Raw genomic sequence first — 21,630 nt, forward strand, 5'->3', positions numbered from 1 at the left:
CAGACCCGCGGTGGCATTATTGGCCACGGGCGACGAGTTGGTCATGCCCGGTGAAGCCCCGAACGATGACCAAATCATCGCGTCGAACACCTTTGGCCTTGCAGCAATGTTGGAGGCCGCGGGCGCCACCGCCCGTATGTTGCCGATCGCGCGCGATAATGAGGCGTCCTTGCGCCAGTCGTTCGATCTGGCGCGCGGTGCCGATCTGATCGTGACTGTGGGTGGCGCCTCTGTTGGGGATCATGATCTGGTGGCCGCTGTGGCCGCTGACATGGGACTTGAACGTGCGTTTTACAAAGTCGCCATGCGCCCGGGCAAACCACTTATGGCCGGTCAAATAAACGGGTTGGCAATGCTGGGCCTGCCTGGAAACCCCGTGTCAGCCATGGTTTGCGGTGAGATATTTCTTAAGCCATTGATTGATCAGATGCTAGGTCTGCCCGCTACAACACGCGCGACAATCACGGCACCAACCAACAAAATCATTCCTGCAAATGGTCCGCGCGAACACTATATGCGAGGGCGTTACCGTGACGGCACCGTCAAAGTATTTGCTCGCCAAGACAGCAGCTTACTCAAAGTTCTTCACGTCGCGAACTGCCTGATCAAACGCGCGCCACACGCCCCTGAGCTGCCCGTAGGTGCGCCTGTTGAGATCATTTTGATCTAAAGATTGACACAAAACAGGAACATCGATAGAACATCTGTAAACAAAACGATTACAGGGGTGCATTATGCTGACTAAAAAACAGTTGGATTTACTTGAGTTCATTCAAGCACGTGTTCAAAAAGATGGCGTCCCCCCCAGTTTTGATGAGATGAAAGAAGCGCTCGATCTGCGGTCAAAGTCGGGCATTCACCGCTTAATCACCGCTCTTGAAGAGCGCGGTTTTATCCGCCGCTTGGCCCATAAAGCCCGTGCGTTGGAAATTGTGAAACTTCCAGAAAACATGGGCGGCGCCCCTACTGCCGGCTTCACCCCCAAAGTTATTGATGGTGACCGACCTGATCAGACGCCACCACGGGCACAATCTGTGCAAATTCAAGCAGTTGAATTGCCTGTGATGGGTAAAATTGCAGCCGGTGTACCGATTGAAGCGATCCAACATGCCTCACACAACGTGGCTGTTCCCGGAACAATGCTATCGGGAAACTGTCATCACTATGCGCTTGAAGTTAAAGGCGATTCAATGATCGACGCGGGCATTAACGACGGTGACGTAGTCGTGATCCGCGAGACATCTACCGCAGACGACGGAGACATTGTTGTGGCCTTGGTGGAAGATCAAGAAGCAACCCTGAAGCGCCTGCGCAAAAACGGTGCCTCAATCGGACTGGAGGCGGCAAACCCCGCGTATGAAACACGCATTTTGCCCGCTGATCAGGTGAAAATTCAGGGGCGCTTGGTGGGTTTGATCCGCAGCTACTGATCAATTCGCCAAAGGTTCTTGCCGCGTAGGTCGGCTGCAATTTGAGCATACACATTCGCTAGCTCCGCGGGATCGTGCGCGCTCCAAGGCCTATTTCCAGAGACCCCGTTTGCGGTTTGAATGCGCCAGCTTACAGACGCACTTTGTAAAGTGGTTCTGCTGAGTTTCTCCGTTTGGTGCGCATAAATTGCGACACTACCAGTCATTCGCAGCATGTCTTGCCCCCAAATCGCGCAGTCACTGCTCTCAACTGGTTGCACTTTCACAACATAAACAACCTCAGGATCACAGGCTTTCAGCAGGCCGAGTTGTCTTTTCCCAACTAAATTAAGGATTACACTCTTGGGTAGGTTATCTGCCAAGTCGCCGCATCAAACGACAATACCCCATCGTTTTCAAGCCAGTTTTTAGCGGCAAATCCCTCCCCCTTCTCACGGCTTAACCGCCGTGTCCCGTCGTGCATAAAACCCACTAAGCCACCGGAACTCGCGATTAACACATCCGGTCGTTCTGAATTGCCCCACCCAAACAATGCGCAGCACATTGCTACCACCCCTGCCCATTTCCCACGCCCTATCCAAAGCACGGCGATCACCCCACCAATGCCGATCAGCAGCAAGACCCACAACGGCGGCGACGGAACACCAGACACGGCACCGTTCAGTGACGCAAAAAACGCGGCCACCTGCAGGATCCACCAACAGCCAACCGACATTACTTTAAGCCCGATCCACCCCACCCCGATCGGGGCCAAAAGGGCGCTTAGTACCGCGCCAGGGATTACAATGGCGCCCATCACAGGGACGGCGATCAGGTTGGTAAACAGGCCCACATGGACAAATTGATTGAAATGCGCAGCCGCCACCGGCGCTGTGGCCAAGCCCGCCACCGCAGAAGTTATCACCACCCCCGCCACGGATTTCACAAAGCGCGACCGCCGTTCGAGCCATGCAATCGGGCGATCTTTTAGCACCCGAAACGCCACCACAAGGGCAATGGTCGCCGCAAACGACATCTGAAATCCGGGCCCAACCAATGCTTCTGGGCGCAGCACCAACACGATCAGCGCGGCTGTGGCAACGGACCGAAGGCTTAGGACACGTTGGTCCAAAACGACGGCCAACAGCATTACCAACGCCCGTTCTGTCGCGACCGAGCCACCAGAAATTGCCAGATAAACCGCCCCCGCTACCATTGCGACAACTGCCGCGATTTTCTTTGTCGGCAGCCGCAGCGCGAGGCTTGGCACCAAAGCCAGCCCCCCGCGCACCAACGCAAACACAAACCCCGTCAGCAACCCCATATGCACGCAAGAAATCGCCAAAAGATGTGCCAAATTCGTGCGGCGAAGATTTTGCAGAACCTCTTGGGGCATCGCAGAACGGTCACCCGTGGTCACCGCAGTTGCAAAAGCACCCAGCTCTGGCGCCATATCCCGCTGCACGGCTTGGGAAATTTCCTGCCGTAACGAAGACGTAAATAGCGCCACTCCGCTTCGTTTAGCAGGCGACAACGTCAGCACTTCGGTGCGGGTATAGCCAAAGCCGCCCAGCTTCAAAAACCACGCGTGCCGGCGAAAATCAAAACCCTCGGGCTCAACGGGGCCATTGGTGGGCGACATATTTGCAGTCAGCAGAACCGTCTGACCAATCTCTAACGCGCTATGCTCTGTGCCCTGCTGAGCCGCGTCACCGTGCAGACTGACCCGAACGCGGCGTGGTGTGTCCTCAGGGGGCAGTCGCTCCATCACAACCCGGTCCAGTGTCAGCCGCTTGGCATCGGACGCGCTTTTATCCATATGGATAATGCGGCCCTGCACACTGCCGTAGCTACGCCATTCAAGCACGGGGCCCGCCACAAAATGCGACCGCGACGCGGCAGTCAAAAAGCCGGATAAAATGACAACAGTCAGCACAAGAAATGGCGCAAACCTTGGGGTCAATAACGCTGCGCCAGCGAGCGTTACAACAGAAGCCGCCACCAGACCAATCAGCATAGAACCCGGCTCAAACAGCAGGCTAAAATACGCACCGATACCGCCCGCAAAGGCCAGGGGCACCCACAGAAAGACCCGTTCACGCTGAACTGCGAATGCTTCAACCATAAGGGCCGCTGCCGCCACTTGTCACCGCCTTCCCGCCAGATTAGACCGATGCGCAACTGCTCGCCTATTCTCTTGCTCAAAGGTTAATTCCACATGGCCGTCGTGACCCGTTTCGCCCCATCGCCCACTGGTTATCTGCACATTGGTGGCGCGCGGACTGCGCTGTTTAACTGGCTTTACGCGCGTGGCCGTGGTGGCAAATTCTTGCTGCGGATCGAAGACACAGACCGCGCCCGTTCAACACCCGAAGCGACTGCGGCTATCTTGCAAGGGATGGCATGGCTTGGCCTCGACCACGACGGCGACGTCATCAGCCAGTTTGAGCGCGCAGACAGACATGCAGAAATCGCCAATACTCTGCTGGCCGCAGGCAAGGCCTATAGATGCTTTGCCACACAAGATGAAATTTCCGCGTTCCGTGATGCGGCCCGTGCTGAGGGGAAAAGCACGCTGTACCGTAGCCCGTGGCGTGATGCCCCTGCGGATCAGCACCCCGATGCACCCTTTGTGGTCCGCATCAAGGCCCCTCAAGATGGCGCCACAGTAATCCGCGATGAGGTCCAAGGCGACGTCAGCATTCATAACGACCAGCTTGATGACATGATCTTGCTGCGCAGTGATGGCACACCCGTCTACATGTTGGCGGTCGTTGTGGATGACCATGATATGGGCGTGACGCATGTTATTCGCGGGGACGATCACCTTAATAACGCGGCGCGGCAGATGATGATCTATAACGCCATGGGGTGGCCGGTGCCTACATATGCGCACATCCCCCTGATCCACGGTCCCGACGGTAAAAAGCTGTCCAAGCGCCACGGTGCGCTTGGCGTTGAGGAATATCAGGTCATGGGCTACCCGGCCGCCGGTATGCGTAACTATCTCGCCCGTCTGGGATGGAGCCATGGCGATGACGAGGTCTTCACAGACGCCCAAGCGCGCGAGTGGTTCGACCTTAGTGGTATTGGCAAAAGCCCTGCGCGGCTGGACTTTAAGAAACTGGAATCAATCTGTGGCGCGCAGATAGCGATGGGCGATGACGCCGCATTGCGGCAAGAAGCAGAGGCATTTCTGGCCGCAGCAGGGCTTCCCACGCTTACTGACGCGCAGTCAACTACATTTGAGCGGGCGATGTATTGCCTGAAAGAACGTGCTAAGACCTTCCCGCAACTTATTGAAAAAGCACACTTTGGACTTAGTGCGCGGCCCTTGGATATAGAAGAGAAAGCGGCTAAGGCCCTTGATACGGTATCCATTGGTATACTGAAAGAATTGACGCCGCAGTTGCAAGCTGCTAGCTGGGAGCGTGACCAACTGGAGGCCGTGGCCAACGCGCTTGCGGCATCGCACGACATAGGTTTTGGCAAGCTTGCAGCGCCGCTGCGTGCCGCCGTTGCCGGACGTGCGGCCACACCATCGGTCTTTGATATGATGCTGGTTTTGGGCCGCGAAGAAACTCTCGCGCGCTTGGGTGACGCAACACAATAATAGACGGAGTCGTTTACAAATCTGTAACGAAGCCCGCGCAACATACGAAAATGGCGCACCGCGCCGCTGCTGGATAATGAGGGAACATATGGCCGAAACGACAAAGAACGCGACGCTTACTATTGGCGACAAAACAATCGAACTGCCGGTTTACTCGCCTACTGCGGGTCCTGACGTGCTCGATATCCGCAAGCTTTACGCGCAAGGCGACGTGTTCACCTACGATCCCGGCTTCACCTCAACTGCAGCGTGCGACAGCACCATTACATTTATCGATGGCGCCAAGGGCGAGCTGCTGCACCGCGGCTATCCTATTGATCAGCTTGCGGAAAAATCACACTACCTCGAAGTGTGCTATGTACTGTTGTACGGCGAACTTCCTTCTGCAGCCGAGTTGGAAACGTTTGAGAGCATGGTGACAAACCATACCATGCTGCACGAGCAGATGATTAACTTCTTCCGCGGTTTCCGCCGTGACGCGCACCCAATGGCCATCATGACCGGCGTTGTTGGTGCAATGTCTGCGTTCTATCACGACAGTACCGACATCACCGACCCACACCAGCGCGAAGTGGCAACGATCCGTTTGATCGCCAAAATGCCAACAATTGCAGCGATGGCGTTCAAATATACTGTCGGCCAGCCATTCGTGTATCCGCGCAACGATCTGGATTATGCGTCGAACTTCCTGCGCATGTGCTTTGCAGTGCCTGCTGAAGATTACGTAGTGAACCCGATTCTGAGCCGTGCAATGGACCGTATTCTCACATTGCACGCAGACCATGAGCAAAACGCATCAACATCAACTGTGCGTTTGGCATCATCTTCTGGCGCGAACCCGTTTGCCTGTATCGCGGCCGGTATTGCGTGTCTTTGGGGCCCTGCCCACGGTGGTGCGAACCAAGCATGCCTCGAAATGCTGAAGGAAATCGGAAGCGTTGATCGCATTCCTGAATTCATCGCCCGTGCGAAAGACAAAGACGACCCCTTCCGCCTGATGGGCTTTGGTCACCGCGTTTACAAAAACTTTGATCCCCGTGCGAAAGTTCTGAAACAATCTGCGGATGAAGTTCTGGATCTGCTTGGTGTAGAGAACAACCCGATCCTTCAAGTCGCCAAAGAGCTTGAAAAACAAGCGTTGGCCGATCCGTATTTTGCAGACAAGAAACTGTTCCCGAACGTGGATTTCTACTCGGGCATTATTCTTGAAGCGATGGGCTTCCCCACATCGATGTTCACGCCGATCTTCGCACTGGCCCGTACAGTTGGTTGGATTTCACAGTGGAAAGAGCAGATCAGCGATCCGGCGCTCAAGATCGGTCGCCCTCGCCAACTGTACCAAGGCGAAACTCTGCGCGATTACGTCGACATCGAAAAACGCTAAGCTTTCTGGCAGGCAGACACAAAAAAACGCCGCCGAGGGACATCCTTAGGTGGCGTTTTTATTTGAGTATTTTTTACCAAAGCGAAGACAGCCCACAGTCATTTTATCGGACGAACTTGCATTAGAGGGCTGAGTGCATATTCTGTGCAGGTGTTATGTTTCCAGGTTAACTGCCATGTTGGCCCTTGCTCTTTTGCTTCTTATCCCTCTTGCCCTTGATGTGGCGCTTCTTGATCAGTCGCTTGATGCTCTGCGTGGTGATGATGACACGGGCAGCAGATCTGAGGACGAGACCGTTGATGACCCCTCTCAGACGGCAAGCGACACAATTCGTCTTGGCGATCAGCCTAACGATTTTGAAGGCAGCTTTCGGGGTGAGACGATTTTCGGCAATTTAGGTGATGATAAGATCGACGGGCGCGGCGGCGACGACACGCTTTTTGGGGGATCTGGGAACGGTCTCTTTGACGGCGGCGCAGGTGATGACGCCCTAAACAGCAATGTAAACGACGACATCCTAGCTGGTGGTCCGGGGGCAGACACGCTGCGGGGCGGCAACAACGATGACACTCTGTTTGGGGATAGCGGTTCTGACCTGCTGCTCGGTGAAACCGGCGACGACGTGTTGATTGGCGGCGTAAATACCGACGTTCTTAATGGCTGCGGCGGAACAGATGTGCTGTGGGGTGGCGCCATTTTTGACAGTGATACACTTGAGACGGACAACCTTTCAGCGCTGCAATCCGGACCACCGCTAATCACCCGTCCGGAGGGTGAAACACCCACTTGGGGCGGGAATTTCCGTGATGACGGTGTGGAAGACAAGCTGACCGGCGGGGCTGGCACGGACACGCTGTTTTTGGCGCGAGATGATATCGGCACAGGTGGCGGTGACGCGGATGAGTTTGTCTAGCTTCTTGATCCAAGTAGCGATGATGCCATCGCCGGCGAGACAGGCACGCGCGTCACTGATTTTTCAAACGACGATGTTTTGATGATTGCTACGCGAACTGTCGCGCCCAACCCTGAGGTGAGCGTTACCCAAGCAGATACAGTTGTGACTGTATTCGCCGATGATTTCAAAGTTGCGGAGGTGCAGCTTGGACCTCAATTTGACCAAAACGTACAGCCCTTTGAGAACTATATCCAGTTGGTTAAATACAGCACGCCTGTCGTACTTGCGACGCTGGTCTAATCCCTACCGGCCTTCGAACTTTGCAGGACGCTTTTCAAGGAACGACAGCACGCCTTCTTTGAAATCACGCGTTTCACCACAAGCACCCTGAAGCGATGCCTCAAGGCCCAATTGCGTCTCAAGGTCATTGCCAAAACTTGCCCGAAGCGCAGATTTCACATGCTCATAGGCAACTGTCGGACCTTTGGCCAAATGCGCGGCACGGGCGCGCCAATGCGCATCAAATTCTGTATCGGGCACGGCTTCCCAGATCATGCCCCAATCACTGGCTTGCTGCGCAGAAATACTCTCACCAAAAAGTGCGGCTCCCATGGCTTTGGCCAACCCCATTTGGCGCGGCAGATAGTATGTACCACCCGCGTCAGGAATAAGCCCAATACGCGTAAAAGCTTGGACAAAAACAGCCTTTTGCGACGCAATCACCACATCGGCAACCAGTGCCAGATTTGCACCTGCGCCCGCTGCCGCGCCGTTTACAGCCGCAATCGTCGGAACAGGACACTCAATAATCGTGCGAAGCATCGGGACGTATTCATCGCGCAAGGTGCGCTCAAGATCAAGCTGGGCCGCTGAACCGCCGTCGCCCAAATCTTGGCCCGAACAAAACGCATCCCCCGCCCCTGTCAGCACAACAACACGGGCCTCGGTCCCAGCTTTCTTCACGGCATGGGTGATCTCGGCGCGCATCTGACCGTTCAAAGCGTTCTTTACCTTGGGGCGGTTCAAAGTGAGCGTCGCAACACCGTCGTTTAGCTCATAGTCCAGCGCGTCATACATCATGGGAGCATCCTCATTAATCCGTTTGTTAGAAGGCACAATAGGGCCATGTGCCAGAGTTGCCAGCGGAACTGAACACCACGCGCAAGAACGTCACGACACCGCTTTTGTGCCAGCCTATTTATTCAGCAGTTCAGTGAGGCGTTTTGTTTCATCCGCACTCAGCTCATCCGCAGGTACAGGTGCCGCGCGCCCGCGCAAATAGGCCGCGGCCCCAATGCCCCCAATCAAAAGCATCGCAGGCCCCGCCAACCACAAAATCAAGGTTGAGCCTTTTGCAGGTGGGTTGAGCAAAACAAACTCGCCGTACCGCGCAACAATGAACGAGAGCGCCTCGTCGTTGCTATCCCCCGCCGAGACACGTTCACGGACCAGCAGGCGTAGATCACGCGCCACTTCCGCGTGGGATTCATCAATGCTTTCGTTCTGGCACACAGGGCAGCGCAATTCTTTGCTGATAACCCGCGCGCGCGCCTCAAGGGCAGGATCATCCAAGACCTCGTCGGGCTGCACGGCAAACGCAGGCATAGCCATCAAAACGATCAGCCCAACTAATCCGCAAATGCGGGAAGCAACTGCTGTCATGATGTAACCGCCTTTGAACGCTGACCACCCGCAACACGCATCCGCCGATCCGTCAGCGACAACGTACCACCAAGCGCCATGATGATTGCGCCCGCCCAAATCCAGTTAGCGAACGGCTTAATATATGTGCGCACCGCCCAGCCACCGTCATTTTGCGGATCACCAATCACAACGTATAGGTCACGCAAGATACCATTTGAGATTGCCGCCTCAGTTGTGGGCATATTCGCCACCGGGTAGACACGTTTTTCAGGGAACAAATGGGCCACTACACGCCCACCGCGGTACAGCTTCATCTCGGCCATGGTTGATATGTAATTTGGCCCTTCGACCTCATGCACGTCGATTAGCTCAACCTGATGTTGGCCAACTTCAAAGCGGTCACCAATCTGTGCGATACGGATATCCTCGATCTGCCAAGCAAGCATCGCTGCAATCCCGAACGTGGTAATTCCCATGCCTGCGTGAGCCACGGCCTTGCCCCAATCGGCGCGAGGCAAGCCTTTGAGGCGCGCGATCTTATTGGCTTTGCCTGCCCTCTGCCAGATTTCAAACGCAGCCCCCAAGACAAGCCATGCGCCAAGGATCACACCAATTGGCCCCAAAGCAGAACCGCCAGTTTGGACGGCAAAGGCCAACCCACCCAAGGCCACCGACACCACCAAAACAGGCATCAACGAAACAGTAATACGTTTAAGCTTGGCCCGCTTCCACGACATCAGCGCACCGACTGGCAAGATCACGGACAAAGCGACCATGAAGGGCGTAAACGCTGCATCGAAAAACGGAGGACCAACGCTGAGTTTGCGGTCAAAGAACAACTCAGCCACGAGGGGCCAGATGGTACCGATGAAGACGACGAAACATGCAACCGCCAACAAAATGTTATTGGCGACCAACGCGCTTTCACGGCTTACGACAGAAAAGACGCCCTTGGCCGCCATCCGTTCCGCGCGCAGGGCATAGAGCGCCAGCGCGCCACCCATGAAGATACCGGTAATCAGCAATAGGTAAACGCCGCGTTCAGGGTCTGTGGCAAACGCATGGACAGAAGTCAGAACGCCCGAGCGCACGATAAACGCGCCAATCAAGCTGAACCCGAAGGCAAGAATAGCGAGCAGAATGGTCCAGCTTTTAAGCGCCTCGCGTTTTTCAACGACAATGGCGGAATGCAGCAGTGCAGCCGCGATGAGCCACGGCATAAAGCTTGCGTTTTCGACTGGATCCCAGAACCAAAAACCTCCCCAGCCAAGCTCATAATAGGCCCACCATGAGCCTAACGCGATGCCAACTGTCAGAAAAACCCAAGCTGTCAAAGTCCACGGGCGGACCCACCGTCCCCACGCCGCATCGACTTTGCCCTCAATCAGTGCGGCAACTGCAAAGCTAAACGCCATGCTAAGCCCAACGTATCCGACATATAAAAACGGCGGGTGAAACGCGAGACCCGGGTCCTGCAAAAGCGGGTTCAAGTCTTGCCCGTTAAGCGGCGGAAACGCCAAACGCTCAAAGGGGTTAGACGTGAAAATAAGGAAGATAAAGAACGCGACTGCGATGGCTGATTGCACCGATAGGACACGGGCTTTCAACCGTGGCGGCAACCCTTGGCCAAACCAGCCCGCCATCGCACCAAAGAGTGTCAGGATCAAAATCCACAACAGCATAGAACCTTCGTGGTTCCCCCACACACCCGACACTTTATAGATCATCGGCTTGGCTGTGTGACTGTTTAGTGTGACCACTCTGAGACTAAAATCCGAGATCACGAATGCGTAAGTCAGTGCTGCAAAACTGGCCAGAGTCAGCCCAAATTGGACAGTAGCCGCGGGGGTACCCGTTGCCATCCAGCCAGCCCAATTCTTTTGTGCACCAATCATGGGCACGATCATCTGAAAAACGGCGACCATCAGGGCCAAAATTAGGGCGAAATGTCCAAGTTCTGTAATCATACACTTGGTATAGTCTGCCGCAGCCCTCTCGCCAATGGCCTGCGACAACACGGCCACGTCAGACGGCTGATTTACCTAAAGAATTCAAAGATCATTGGGTTTGACGCGTTGTCTGGCCCAATCGCGCAGGGCCGCGTTATGCTCAAAGCTGACAGGGCCAAATCGTATGGGCGACCCTGCCGTAATCCCGCTAACCGCGATAGAAACAGGCGCATCTTCATTGGCCGCAGCATTCTGCCGTGCGACTTCATTCAACGCGGTGAAGTTCTCAATAACACGCGGGACCTGCGCAGTTGTAACTTGGATAGAGCGTTGAAACTCCTGACTTTTCACCTGATGGCGGGCGCCAAAATAAAAACTGACGATGGCACCTAACAGCCACCAAAGCGGTTCAGGCACCAAGGCGATGCCCTGCATTCTGCTGGCAAACCACACAGGATCAACCATCGCCGCCACAAACAGCCCCAGCGTACCAAGCGCCAATGCGGGGCGTGGCAAGCGGTTTAGCCCATCCATCACACGGTCGAACCTGCCTTTACTCGTCACGTTGAACTCGGCGGCATATTGATCAAGGGCGTCGGCTTGGCGTTGCGCTGCGCGTATTGCGCCCGCTTCGCGGTTTTCCCAAAACACCTCGGCGGTCTCACGGACAATATTTCTGCCGCCCCCGAATATCGCCTCGAATACCCGTTCAATCAGCCCCATGACGCCACCCGCGCACGATGTTCCGCGTCCGTTAAGTGATACTTTGAGACGATGAACTCCTCTGCACGCACGATCCAGCCGCCTTTGCCACCATCCTGACGACGAGCATATTTGCGCGAGTGCTTTCGCCGATCCCCCAACGCGTAATAGTAGTTGCGCCGCTCAATACCATACGCGTCACCAATATGATCCGGCGCGCTTTGGGTCGCTTGACGCACGGCCGAAATCGTCTGCGGACCAATCTGACCGTCGACGCCAATGCGAAACCCAAGGCGGCGGACAAGGCGTTGCAAAATCTTAACGGAGTTCGCCCCCGCATTGACGTTCATGTCGAAAACAGGAGCCTGCAAGCCCTGAGGTAGTTGTGCAATTTTCGAGCGATGAAAGTAGTGATCAATGAAAATCTGTGTCGCGCGGTCGCGGCTGAGTTTGCGCACATCAGAAACATCCACATCACCGTCACCGTCTAAATCCAGCCCCAGGCGCCGCATGGTGTGGATCGTCACCCCGTATTTGGTAGCACCTCCGGGATCATCGGGATCGTTCACAAAACCGCCCTCGCGGGCCACAATATCGGACGCTATCTCGTGTATTGATTGCATTAACTTGCCTCACATTAACCATCGTTCACGTTTCGTAATTGATGATCAAAATGAGGGACGGCAGTTAACAAGACAGAAAGGCGGCGGTCGCAACGTTCTGTTAAGGCTTCAACTTTATGCCACAAGCCGTTGAATTAATGTGACTATGTTTCCGGCTCAACGTAGACGCCCTGCTCTTTTAGCGCGTCAATCACTTCGGCTGGCATATAAGTCTCGTCGTGGCGGGCCAAAATTTCAGTCGCTACAAATTGACCGTTCACATAACTTCCTGTGCCTACCATGCCCTCGCCTTCACCAAAAAGATCGGGCAGAATACCGGTATAGACGACGGGCACAGTTGCCCCACCATCTGTGACGCTGAACGAGATTGCAGCGCCCTCGCCACGCTTCAACGACCCCTCTGACACCAGCCCACCAATGCGAAACACTTCGTTTGCGGGCGGTGGTGCGGCGATCACCTCGGATGGTGCGCGAAAGAATTGAAACGCATCTTGGCTCGCGTACCAGATCAAGCCAAACGACACTGCAAGCGCACCAGCAGCGAGTGCAATAATTTGGATACGGCGTTGCTTTTTCAGGCTTTTCATTGCGTCACCTAAGAAAAATTACGGAAAGACAGGAGCCATCGTAAGACCCGCTGTCTCTGGCAAACCTAACATCAGGTTGGCGTTCTGCAATGCTTGGCCACTGCTACCTTTTGTCAGGTTATCCAGAGCGGCAATCACAATCGCGCGCCCTTCTTTACGGTCTGCAACCACCCCAAGGTGGCAAAAGTTAGACCCGCGCACATGACGGACAGATGGGTGTGCGCCGAGGGGTAAAACTTCAATAAATGGCTCGTCTGAATATTGTGAAACAAATGTCTCATGGATCGCAGCTGCATCACCGCTGACGTAACAAGTCGCCAGAATACCGCGGTTGAACGGCGCGAGGTGCGGAGTGAACTGCACTTCAACCTTACGACCTGCAACTGCTGAAAACTCTTGATCGAACTCAGCCAAGTGGCGGTGCACACCACCCACACCATACGCATGAACGCCTTCAGACAGCTCTGCGTGCAGCAAATTTTCCTTCAACGCACGGCCTGCGCCGGACACGCCCACTTTCATATCGATGACGATATCGTCCAAGCTGATTACGCCCGCTGCAATTAACGGACGCAGTGCAAATTGACCCGTTGCCGCATTGCAGCCCGTGCCCGCAACCAAACGGGCTTTGGCAATATCATCGCGGTAAAATTCAGTCAGACCGTAAACCGCGATCTTTTGAAGATCGGGCGCGTCGTGGGGCAGGCCGTACCATTTTGTATACTCAGCCTCATCACGCAGACGGAAATCTGCCGATAAATCAACGACTTTCACAGCGTCCGGCAGCGCACGGATCACCGCCTGTGACGTCGCATGGGGCAGCGCGCAAAAGACCAGATCAACGTTTTCAAACGACAGCTCATCAATCTTAACAAGCTGCGGCAGATCTATGTGGCGCAAATGAGGAAAGACATCGCCCATTTGCTGACCGGCTTTACGTTCAGCCGACAGGCCAACGATATTGATGTCAGGGTGACCTGCAATCAAGCGCACCAATTCCGCACCAGTATACCCAGATGCCCCGAGGATCACGACGTTCTTGCCCATGATGCGCCTTTCTAAATTACTTTGCGCCCTTTAAGCGCAAAGTAGCCAGCGTTTCAATCACACCTGCCCAATCAACGCTATAGCGCCTCAAAGGTGATGCCGCGCTTCATAAATTGGGTTGCACGGTTTGATACGGTTGCGGGGTCACCCGTGGTCAAAAAGCTGCGCGCTTTTGCATCGCCAATCATATCAGGACGGCGTTCAAGATAATCAGTAAGGCTGTCAGCAACCACGCGCGGTTGGCTGAACACTTTGACATTGCCGCCCAAAGCCTTGGCAAAGATATTTTCTAACAAGGGATAATGCGTACACCCCAGAATAGCTGCATCGGGGTTTGGCATTTTGCGTTGAAGTGCGTCCACGTGACTGCGCACCAAGGCTTCGGCCAAGATCAAATCACCGTCTTCAATCGCATCCACCACGCCGCCACAGGCCTGCGCCTCAACATCAACGCCGATCGCACGAAATGCCAACTCGCGCTGGAAGGCGCGGCTTCTAACTGTTGCGGGGGTGGCGAAAAGCGCCACGTGTTTCACATTCACTTCGCGCGGCGGCGAGTTATCGCCCCAGCCCCGCTCGGTCATCGCCTCAATCAAAGGGACGAATACACCAAGAACACGTTTGCCCTGTGGCACGCCCTCTTCCTGCATACGCCGCAGCGCCGCCGCTGACGCAGTGTTGCACGCAAGAATTACAAGATTACAGCCCCGCGACCACAACTCATAAACGGCCTCGCGTGTTAACCGGTAGACATCATCTGCATCGCGCACCCCGTAAGGCGCGTGCTTGTTGTCACCAAGATAGATAAACGGCACATCGGGCAAGCGCTCTTCCAAGGCTTGCAGAACGGTTAATCCGCCCAATCCACTATCAAATACACCTACTGCCATGCGCACCCTCCACGCGGCCTAATCCATTCAAACAACTTGCATCGGATGGGGTTAGTATACACGCCGTTCAATTAATTGCTCTGCTGTTTTGTAATTATTTTCAAACTCATACCCCAAAGTCTCACCAACCGACGGATCCCCAAGGGCGTATGTCTGCGCCCGAAGATATCCCATCATCGCGCGGGGGTCTTTGGCGCGGGCATCCAGTTCGCTCTGCGGCAATGGCGCACCAATGCGTACACCAACGGCACTATCAACGCGCCGGCGGAACTCATTGATCAAAAGTGCCATTCTGAGATTTGGATGAAGATGACTGGCGACCTGAAAGAGCCGGCTGTTTGCCCCTTCAAAGTAAATCGGCAGGACTGTGGCACCGGATTTTGCCACCATTTTGGCCGTAAAGCTGCGCCATACTGGATCAAGCGGGCGACCAAAGGGCCGTGCTGACGTGCTCACAGTGCCGCCCGGGAAAACGCCAACCGCACCGCCCTTTGCTAAATACTCAAGGCTGTACTTTCGCGTCTCAAGATTGATGCGCATAGCTTCTTTGGTTTGATCAAAACTAATCGGCAGCACGATGCGCTGGATATCTTCGGCCTTGTGAAACACCGAGTTCGCCAAAATCCGGAAATCCCCACGCCGCACACGCGACAGGATGTAGCCCATCATCATCCCGTCCAGAATACCGAACGGATGATTTGCGACCACAATCAGCGGCCCTGATTGTGGAATAGCGTCCAAGCTGCCTTCACGCACATCAAGCTTTACCCCGTAGCGTCGCGCAAGAATTTCCCAGAAATCCCCCCCCGCTGCCACATCTGCTTCATACCCACGGGCGCGCTGGATCAAGCCCAGTCGGCCCGTAAAATTTTCAGTGGCACGCACAAGGAGCTTACCGCCGCGAGACACCGCAGAATGGGCATAAGTGATCTCACGAGCGACTTCATGATCGCGCGACAACCGGCGTGGGAGGCGTGAAGATACCATGGTCTGATCCGTTCAAAAGTACGCTTAACAACGCACGCATAGACTGGTTACTGCGCGCAGCATTTTACATCAAGCCGCTCAACTCTTAATCATGTCGCAGCGTAATCCCCGATATTTGCGATTATTGAAACAACTAAACTAAGCTTGCGTTGCATATAAGCCGCTAAGTTCCTATTTTAACACCAAATACCGCTCTATGCTGAGTGGCAAAACACCTATGGCGCGGGGCCTGCGATGGATTGGGATAAATTACGTATTTTTCATGCGGTCGCTGATGCGGGCAGCCTGACACACGCGGGAGACGCACTTCACTTGTCTCAATCGGCCGTAAGCCGCCAAGTTCGCGCGCTTGAGGAATCACTCAATACAACGCTGTTTCACAGACACGCCCGTGGTCTCATTTTGACAGAACAAGGCGAGCTGCTTTTCGACGCGACACAGGCGATGAACAAGCGTCTTGATGCGGCATCGGCCCGTATTCGTGACAGCGAAGAAGAAGTGTTCGGCGACCTGCGCGTCACCACTACATTGGGATTCGGCAGTCTGTGGTTGGCCCCTCGCCTACCCGCACTTTACGAGGATTTTCCCGACCTCAAGATTGATCTAATGCTGGAAGAGCGCGTGCTAGACCTTCCAATGCGTGAGGCGGATGTCGCGATTCGGATGAAAGAGCCATCGCAAGCGGACCTGATCCGCAAAAAACTGATGACCGTGCGCATGGTTTTGTTCGCCAGCAAAAGCTATGTTGAGCAACACGGCGCGCCGCAAGACCTGAGATCTCTCGGGGATCACAGGTTAATTTGCCAGTCGCCTGATTCCATCCAAGTAGGCGCGGGACAACGGCTTGCGGCTGAATTAATGACCCAAGACATCACCAGCTTGCTGACTGTGAACAACTACTTTGGCGTGTTGCAGGGCGTTTTGAATAACCTTGGGATTGGTGTACTGCCTGATTACGTCCAAGTAGACACGCCCGATTTGGTACGCGTTTTGCCAGACGTTCAATCAACGGAAGTCCCTGTTTATTTAGCTTTTCCGGAAGAATTACGCCATTCCAAACGCATCGCCGCATTCCGCGATTTTGTTCAAAAACAGATCGCCCTTGATCGCCAAAAGGTCGCCGCACCGATCATGCGCTAAAAGCGGTACTTTTCAGACGCCTCAATGATCCGTCAGCCATGCAAAAAACGCATAGCAGCATTGCGCCGATTTTAACCACTTAACTCTTGCGGCAATGGGAAACAGCCCCTAATTGGGCGACATAGTTAGGCTTTTGCTTAACTACCTCCCTGTTGGACTTCGCCGGGCCTCCGCAATTTGCGAGCCCGGCTTTTTTTTGCCCCTCGCCCATGTGAGTAGCAGATCTGGGCAAATGCCAACGGTGCCTAAACACCGACACAAAGGCATATGGTTACCTTAGTGTTAAATTGGAACTAATTATTACTTCAATTTTAATTGGTAACCCCCCGTTTACCCGCACACTTTAGTCACGCTAGCTGACCTACCAAATGAATGAGTTAATTGCGCGCCTATGAGTAACTATGTTGCCACAATCACCGGCACCAACGGATCAGACAATATTATCGTATCTGGAAACGGCAATGCCTCCATTTCAGGCGGCGATGGGGATGACTGGATTGAAGGTGGCAACGGAGATGACAGCATTTCTGGTGATCGTGGTAATGACACTCTCGGTGGCAATAATGGTAACGACAACATCCGCGGTGACGACGGCGATGATAAACTGTGGGGGGATTCAGGAAACGATACCCTAAGCGGCGGGCGGGGAAACGATAGTGTTCACGGCGACGAAGGGGATGATCACATATCCCGTGGCGATGGTGACGACAAACTCGATGGCGGTGCAGGCCACGGCACTATTTCTTCAGGCCAAGGTAATGATGACATCTGGGGGTCAGACGGTGACGACACACTCTCTGGTGGCAGCGATCACGACTACATTACCGGCGGGCGCGGTGATGACACGCTTTATGGCGGCGACGGCGATGATATTCTGCTCGGCGGGCGCGGCAACGACACAATTTATGGGGGCGGCCAACAAGATACAATCGAAGGCGAACCGGGCGATGATCGCATGGTTGCCGGCAACCTTTCCACACATGATGTTTTCATCATTCGCGACGGGCACGGTAATGACCAGATTGATGACTTCGATTATACCGAGCCTGATATTATCGCCTTTGATATGGCCGAAATGTCATCGTTTTCGGATGTTCAAAGCAGGCTGAGCCAACGGGGTTCTGACGCAGTCATCACTTACGACAATGCCGACAGCCTTGTCCGTGTTAATGTTGATGCCAGCACCTTAAGCAGTTCAAATTTCCGTTTCTCCGCCGCCCCGCTTTGTCTTGCGGCAGATACATTGATCCGCACCCCCAATGGTCCGCGCCCTATTCAAACGCTCACCAAAGGGCAGCTGATCGCGACCCAAGATGCTGGCCCACAACCGTTGCTGCGGCTTACCTCGGAGAGACTGCGTTTTCACAGCCCCAATGATCCCGCGAAACCCATCCTGATCCGCGCAAATACATTCGGCACCGCACCCAGCACAGACCTTATCACATCACCGCAACACCGTATTGTCATCGATGGCGCACTGGTGCCCGCGACCAAACTGACCAAACGCAAAGGCATCAGGGCGATGCGCGGGCGGCACACTGCACTCTATTACAACCTACTGTTTGAGCGTCATCACATCATCTTTGCCAACGATCTGCCTGTTGAAAGCCTGCTACGTGAAAGCCCAAATCACACGGCTCTAACACCAGTTCTGCCGCTTTTGCGCCATGATCCCGCCTGCTGAAACACTAACCAGAACCAAAGGCGTGGCCCCTTCCCCTTTTCTCAAAGCTGCTCTAAGAGATACCCAACGCCACATAGGGGACTTTTTGAGCCATGACCGAACCCGCACTCACGCCTGATCTGATCGCTGCTCACGGGCTTTCCCCCGACGAATACGACAGCATTCTTGAGATCATCGGCCGTGTTCCAACGTTCACTGAACTGGGTATCTTTTCGGCTATGTGGAACGAGCACTGCTCGTATAAGTCCTCCAAAAAATGGCTTCGCACGCTACCCACGACTGGCCCCCAAGTGATCTGCGGCCCCGGTGAGAACGCAGGTGTGGTGGACATTGGCGATGGTCAAGCCGTTGTTTTCAAAATGGAATCCCACAACCACCCCAGCTATATTGAGCCCTATCAAGGGGCTGCTACTGGTGTAGGTGGTATTTTGCGCGACGTCTTCACAATGGGTGCCCGCCCTATTGCTGCGATGAATTCGCTCTCATTTGGTGAGCCAAGCCACCCTAAAACACCGCAACTGGTTAACGGTGTCGTTGCGGGAGTCGGCGGCTATGGTAATTGTTTTGGTGTTCCAACTGTTGGCGGCGAAGTCCGCTTTCACGCGGCCTACAATGGCAATTGCTTGGTAAATGCGTTTGCCGCAGGCCTCGCTGATGCAGACAAAATCTTTTACTCGGCCGCTTCGGGCCTTGGCATGCCTGTGGTCTATTTGGGGGCAAAAACAGGCCGCGACGGTGTCGGCGGCGCAACAATGGCCTCTGCAGAGTTTGACGAAAATATCGAAGAAAAACGCCCCACTGTTCAGGTTGGTGATCCATTCACCGAAAAACGCTTGATGGAAGCGACGCTTGAGTTGATGGCAACGGGCGCTGTGATCTCGATCCAGGATATGGGCGCCGCGGGGCTGACCTGCTCTGCTGTGGAAATGGGCGACAAAGGTGGCCTTGGCATCAAGCTGAACCTTGAAGACGTGCCCGTGCGTGAAGAGCACATGACCGCCTATGAAATGATGCTCTCCGAGAGCCAAGAACGCATGTTGATGGTGCTCAAACCCGAGCTTGAGGCCGAGGCAAAAGCCGTCTTTGACAAATGGGACCTCGACTTTGCGATCGTCGGCGAAACCATCGCCGAGGACCGTTTCTTGATCATTCTCAACGGCGAGATCAAGGCCGATCTGCCGCTTTCCAAGCTGGCATCAACCGCGCCAGAATATGACCGCCCTTGGGAGCCGACACCAGCTGCCGCCCCCCTCGAAGATGTTCCGCAAATTGATCCGATAGACGGTCTTCGCGCGCTGATCTCAACACCAAACTACGGCGCGAAATCATGGGTATATGAGCAATACGACAGCATGGTGATGGGCGACACAGTACGCATTCCCGGCGCGGGCGCTGGCATCGTGCGGGTACATGGCACCGGCAAAATGTTGGCCTTCACATCAGACGTTACCCCACGCTACGTACGCGCAAACCCTGTTGAGGGCGGCAAACAAGCTGTTGCAGAAGCTTACCGCAACCTGACAGCCGTTGGTGCGACACCGCTAGCAACGACCGACAACATGAACTTCGGCAACCCCGAAAAACCTAGCATCATGGGCCAATTCGTAGGCGCCATTCAGGGCATCTCTGCAGCTGTTGAGGCGCTGGATATGCCCATCGTTTCCGGCAACGTTAGCCTTTACAATGAAACCGATGGTGCTGCTATTTTGCCAACACCAACAATTGGCGCCGTTGGCTTGATCCGGGACGAAGCAGCACTGATTGCCCGCGACGTGCGCGAAGGCCACGTACTGCTACAAGTAGGCGAAGCCGAGGGTCACTTGGGCCAATCCGCCCTTCTGGCTGAGGTCTTCAACCGTGAAGACGGTGACGCGCCCGCGGTTGATCTGGCCGCTGAAAAAGCTAATGGTGACTTCATTCGCGCCAACGCCGAATGGATCGATGCCTGCACAGACATTGCAGACGGCGGCCTCGCGCTCGCCGCGTTTGAAATGGCCGAGACCGCCGGTGTTGGTGTGCTGCTCGACAGTGCAGATACCCCAACCCTGTTTGGTGAAGATCAGGCCCGCTATTTGATTGCGACCTCATTCGACAAAGCCGAAGCATTAATGATTGCAGCAGGTCAAGCAGGCGTCACCATCGCCACAGTGGGCCGTTTTACGGGCGACGCAGTCAAAATGGGCGGATCAGAAGCCCCTCTTGCAGAACTGTCACAGGTCTTCCGCACCAGCTTTGCGGCGTCCGTGGCCTAAACCGGCCCATACATAGACATGGTCCTGCGGCTCGACGACTTGCATAGAGCCGCGGGCCTACCTATCTCTTGTTCCAAGCGAAAAGGACCACCACCATGCCCATCACAGCGACTGACATTGAAAGCCTGATCCGTGCCGAATTTCCCGAAGCGACAATTACCGTCCAAGGGGATGACGGCCAGCATTTCGCCGCTGAGGTCGTGGATGCCAGTTTCAAAGGCAAGAACCGCGTCCAACAACAGCGCGCCGTTTACGCAGCCCTGAAAGGCAAAATGGACGGCAGCCACGGTGAATTACACGCTCTAGCGCTGACCACTCGGGCACCTGAATAAACATTAAGATCACCGCCTAAAGCATTACTTCCGAAAGGTAATTTAAGATGAGCGACGCAAAGACACGCATTTCCGAAACCAACGCGGCCAATGATGTTGTGCTCTACATGAAAGGCACCAAAGAGATGCCGCAATGTGGGTTCTCATCGCGGGTTGCAGGTGTGCTGAACTTCATGGGCGTTGAATACGCTGATGTGAATGTGCTGGCTGATGAAGACATTCGCCAAGGCATCAAAGACTTCAGCGACTGGCCAACAATCCCCCAGCTTTACGTCAAAGGCGAGTTTGTTGGTGGCTGCGATATCATTACAGAAATGACCCTATCAGGTGAGCTGGATACGCTTTTCGCAGAAAACGCTGTGACGTTTGACAAAGAAAAAGCAGAGCAAATTCGCGAAGCAAACGCGTAAGTATGTGATTTTGCCACGCGCCAAACGCTGGCGCTGAAACAATAAAGCCCGCTGCGAATATCCCTCGCGGCGGGCTTTGTTC

21 protein-coding genes are annotated in these 21,630 nt (G+C 54.7%); 11 read left to right on the forward strand and 10 right to left on the reverse strand.

Annotation, left to right across the window (positions count from 1 at the left end; all coding sequences use genetic code 11):
* Together ACTF5M_RS04940 and lexA are read left to right on the forward strand one after the other, a co-directional pair.
* Positions 1 to 670, forward strand: a 670-nt coding sequence (locus ACTF5M_RS04940) for a molybdopterin molybdotransferase MoeA (RefSeq protein ID WP_438959962.1), incomplete at its 5' end; no start/stop codon positions are given.
* A 64-nt stretch (positions 671 to 734) separates the two neighbouring features.
* Complete coding sequence (lexA, locus tag ACTF5M_RS04945; RefSeq protein WP_438959963.1) at positions 735 to 1,430, forward strand: transcriptional repressor LexA; 696 nt, start codon at positions 735 to 737, stop codon at positions 1,428 to 1,430.
* Positions 1,431 to 1,764: 334 nt separating this feature from the next.
* Here lexA and ACTF5M_RS04950 read toward each other — a convergent pair whose 3' ends face one another.
* A complete protein-coding gene (locus tag ACTF5M_RS04950) occupies positions 1,765 to 3,552 on the reverse strand; it encodes a ComEC/Rec2 family competence protein (protein ID WP_438959964.1) in 1,788 nt (595 codons plus the stop codon).
* Between the two features lie 75 nt (positions 3,553 to 3,627).
* Between ACTF5M_RS04950 and gltX the strand changes: the two genes are divergently transcribed.
* From gltX to ACTF5M_RS04970, 4 genes are all read left to right on the forward strand, one after another.
* On the forward strand, positions 3,628 to 5,022 hold the full coding sequence (gene gltX / locus ACTF5M_RS04955; protein WP_438959965.1) for a glutamate--tRNA ligase: 1,395 nt from the start codon (positions 3,628 to 3,630) through the stop codon (positions 5,020 to 5,022).
* An 88-nt stretch (positions 5,023 to 5,110) separates the two neighbouring features.
* Complete coding sequence (locus tag ACTF5M_RS04960) at positions 5,111 to 6,406, forward strand: citrate synthase (protein ID WP_438959966.1); 1,296 nt, start codon at positions 5,111 to 5,113, stop codon at positions 6,404 to 6,406.
* Positions 6,407 to 6,581: 175 nt separating this feature from the next.
* Positions 6,582 to 7,319 (forward strand): calcium-binding protein, encoded by a 738-nt coding sequence (locus ACTF5M_RS04965; protein ID WP_438959967.1) that lies wholly within the window; start codon positions 6,582 to 6,584, stop codon positions 7,317 to 7,319.
* An 81-nt stretch (positions 7,320 to 7,400) separates the two neighbouring features.
* On the forward strand, positions 7,401 to 7,601 hold the full coding sequence (locus ACTF5M_RS04970; protein ID WP_438959968.1) for a hypothetical protein: 201 nt from the start codon (positions 7,401 to 7,403) through the stop codon (positions 7,599 to 7,601).
* A 3-nt stretch (positions 7,602 to 7,604) separates the two neighbouring features.
* Here ACTF5M_RS04970 and ACTF5M_RS04975 read toward each other — a convergent pair whose 3' ends face one another.
* The 9 genes from ACTF5M_RS04975 to ACTF5M_RS05015 form a co-directional block, all read right to left on the reverse strand.
* On the reverse strand, positions 7,605 to 8,381 hold the full coding sequence (locus ACTF5M_RS04975) for an enoyl-CoA hydratase-related protein (RefSeq protein ID WP_438959969.1): 777 nt from the start codon (positions 8,379 to 8,381) through the stop codon (positions 7,605 to 7,607).
* 114 nt (positions 8,382 to 8,495) lie between these two features.
* A complete protein-coding gene (locus ACTF5M_RS04980; RefSeq protein WP_438959970.1) occupies positions 8,496 to 8,963 on the reverse strand; it encodes a cytochrome c-type biogenesis protein in 468 nt (155 codons plus the stop codon).
* Complete coding sequence (locus ACTF5M_RS04985; protein ID WP_438959971.1) at positions 8,960 to 10,912, reverse strand: heme lyase CcmF/NrfE family subunit; 1,953 nt, start codon at positions 10,910 to 10,912, stop codon at positions 8,960 to 8,962. The genes ACTF5M_RS04980 and ACTF5M_RS04985 overlap by 4 nt, the downstream gene beginning before the upstream one ends.
* An 84-nt stretch (positions 10,913 to 10,996) precedes the next feature.
* Positions 10,997 to 11,617 (reverse strand): holin family protein, encoded by a 621-nt coding sequence (locus ACTF5M_RS04990; RefSeq protein ID WP_438959972.1) that lies wholly within the window; start codon positions 11,615 to 11,617, stop codon positions 10,997 to 10,999.
* A complete protein-coding gene (locus tag ACTF5M_RS04995; RefSeq protein WP_438959973.1) occupies positions 11,608 to 12,219 on the reverse strand; it encodes a holin-associated N-acetylmuramidase in 612 nt (203 codons plus the stop codon). The genes ACTF5M_RS04990 and ACTF5M_RS04995 overlap by 10 nt, the downstream gene beginning before the upstream one ends.
* A gap of 143 nt (positions 12,220 to 12,362) precedes the next feature.
* On the reverse strand, positions 12,363 to 12,806 hold the full coding sequence (gene ccmE / locus ACTF5M_RS05000; RefSeq protein WP_438959974.1) for a cytochrome c maturation protein CcmE: 444 nt from the start codon (positions 12,804 to 12,806) through the stop codon (positions 12,363 to 12,365).
* Between the two features lie 18 nt (positions 12,807 to 12,824).
* Entirely contained in the window at positions 12,825 to 13,853 is a 1,029-nt protein-coding gene (argC, locus tag ACTF5M_RS05005; protein WP_438959975.1) for an N-acetyl-gamma-glutamyl-phosphate reductase, read from the reverse strand.
* 77 nt (positions 13,854 to 13,930) lie between these two features.
* Positions 13,931 to 14,743, reverse strand: coding sequence for a glutamate racemase (locus tag ACTF5M_RS05010; RefSeq protein WP_438959976.1), 813 nt, complete (start codon positions 14,741 to 14,743; stop codon positions 13,931 to 13,933).
* Positions 14,744 to 14,794: 51 nt separating this feature from the next.
* Positions 14,795 to 15,730 carry a lysophospholipid acyltransferase family protein gene (locus ACTF5M_RS05015; RefSeq protein WP_438959977.1) on the reverse strand — a complete coding sequence of 312 codons (936 nt, stop codon included), beginning with the start codon at positions 15,728 to 15,730 and terminating at the stop codon, positions 14,795 to 14,797.
* A gap of 234 nt (positions 15,731 to 15,964) precedes the next feature.
* Here ACTF5M_RS05015 and ACTF5M_RS05020 point away from each other — a divergent pair, with 234 nt between their 5' ends.
* From ACTF5M_RS05020 to grxD, 5 genes are all read left to right on the forward strand, one after another.
* Positions 15,965 to 16,870 carry a LysR family transcriptional regulator gene (locus ACTF5M_RS05020; protein WP_438959978.1) on the forward strand — a complete coding sequence of 302 codons (906 nt, stop codon included), beginning with the start codon at positions 15,965 to 15,967 and terminating at the stop codon, positions 16,868 to 16,870.
* Positions 16,871 to 17,261: 391 nt separating this feature from the next.
* On the forward strand, positions 17,262 to 18,554 hold the full coding sequence (locus ACTF5M_RS05025; RefSeq protein ID WP_438959979.1) for a Hint domain-containing protein: 1,293 nt from the start codon (positions 17,262 to 17,264) through the stop codon (positions 18,552 to 18,554).
* A 92-nt stretch (positions 18,555 to 18,646) separates the two neighbouring features.
* Positions 18,647 to 20,806: a phosphoribosylformylglycinamidine synthase subunit PurL gene (gene purL / locus ACTF5M_RS05030; RefSeq protein WP_438959980.1), complete on the forward strand. Its 2,160-nt coding sequence runs from the start codon at positions 18,647 to 18,649 to the stop codon at positions 20,804 to 20,806.
* 95 nt (positions 20,807 to 20,901) lie between these two features.
* Positions 20,902 to 21,138 carry a BolA/IbaG family iron-sulfur metabolism protein gene (locus tag ACTF5M_RS05035; protein ID WP_341246582.1) on the forward strand — a complete coding sequence of 79 codons (237 nt, stop codon included), beginning with the start codon at positions 20,902 to 20,904 and terminating at the stop codon, positions 21,136 to 21,138.
* A gap of 47 nt (positions 21,139 to 21,185) precedes the next feature.
* On the forward strand, positions 21,186 to 21,548 hold the full coding sequence (gene grxD / locus ACTF5M_RS05040) for a Grx4 family monothiol glutaredoxin (RefSeq protein WP_438959981.1): 363 nt from the start codon (positions 21,186 to 21,188) through the stop codon (positions 21,546 to 21,548).
* Positions 21,549 to 21,630 lie beyond the last annotated feature (82 nt).

The organism is Nereida sp. (genome assembly GCF_965655635.1).
Lineage (GTDB): Bacteria > Pseudomonadota > Alphaproteobacteria > Rhodobacterales > Rhodobacteraceae > Nereida.

Bases quoted from the DNA above. Each gene is read 5' to 3' on its own strand.
- lexA (WP_438959963.1), top strand. From the start codon at position 735: ATGCTGACTAAAAAACAGTTGGATTTACTTGAGTTCATTCAAGCACGT.
- gltX (WP_438959965.1), top strand. From the start codon at position 3,628: ATGGCCGTCGTGACCCGTTTCGCCCCATCGCCCACTGGTTATCTGCAC.
- ACTF5M_RS04960 (WP_438959966.1), top strand. From the start codon at position 5,111: ATGGCCGAAACGACAAAGAACGCGACGCTTACTATTGGCGACAAAACA.
- ACTF5M_RS04965 (WP_438959967.1), top strand. From the start codon at position 6,582: ATGTTGGCCCTTGCTCTTTTGCTTCTTATCCCTCTTGCCCTTGATGTG.
- ACTF5M_RS04970 (WP_438959968.1), top strand. From the start codon at position 7,401: ATGATTGCTACGCGAACTGTCGCGCCCAACCCTGAGGTGAGCGTTACC.
- ACTF5M_RS04975 (WP_438959969.1), bottom strand. From the start codon at position 8,381: ATGATGTATGACGCGCTGGACTATGAGCTAAACGACGGTGTTGCGACG.
- ACTF5M_RS04980 (WP_438959970.1), bottom strand. From the start codon at position 8,963: ATGACAGCAGTTGCTTCCCGCATTTGCGGATTAGTTGGGCTGATCGTT.
- ACTF5M_RS04985 (WP_438959971.1), bottom strand. From the start codon at position 10,912: ATGATTACAGAACTTGGACATTTCGCCCTAATTTTGGCCCTGATGGTC.
- ACTF5M_RS04990 (WP_438959972.1), bottom strand. From the start codon at position 11,617: ATGGGGCTGATTGAACGGGTATTCGAGGCGATATTCGGGGGCGGCAGA.
- ACTF5M_RS04995 (WP_438959973.1), bottom strand. From the start codon at position 12,219: ATGCAATCAATACACGAGATAGCGTCCGATATTGTGGCCCGCGAGGGC.
- ccmE (WP_438959974.1), bottom strand. From the start codon at position 12,806: ATGAAAAGCCTGAAAAAGCAACGCCGTATCCAAATTATTGCACTCGCT.
- argC (WP_438959975.1), bottom strand. From the start codon at position 13,853: ATGGGCAAGAACGTCGTGATCCTCGGGGCATCTGGGTATACTGGTGCG.
- ACTF5M_RS05010 (WP_438959976.1), bottom strand. From the start codon at position 14,743: ATGGCAGTAGGTGTATTTGATAGTGGATTGGGCGGATTAACCGTTCTG.
- ACTF5M_RS05015 (WP_438959977.1), bottom strand. From the start codon at position 15,730: ATGGTATCTTCACGCCTCCCACGCCGGTTGTCGCGCGATCATGAAGTC.
- ACTF5M_RS05020 (WP_438959978.1), top strand. From the start codon at position 15,965: ATGGATTGGGATAAATTACGTATTTTTCATGCGGTCGCTGATGCGGGC.
- ACTF5M_RS05025 (WP_438959979.1), top strand. From the start codon at position 17,262: ATGAGTAACTATGTTGCCACAATCACCGGCACCAACGGATCAGACAAT.
- purL (WP_438959980.1), top strand. From the start codon at position 18,647: ATGACCGAACCCGCACTCACGCCTGATCTGATCGCTGCTCACGGGCTT.
- ACTF5M_RS05035 (WP_341246582.1), top strand. From the start codon at position 20,902: ATGCCCATCACAGCGACTGACATTGAAAGCCTGATCCGTGCCGAATTT.
- grxD (WP_438959981.1), top strand. From the start codon at position 21,186: ATGAGCGACGCAAAGACACGCATTTCCGAAACCAACGCGGCCAATGAT.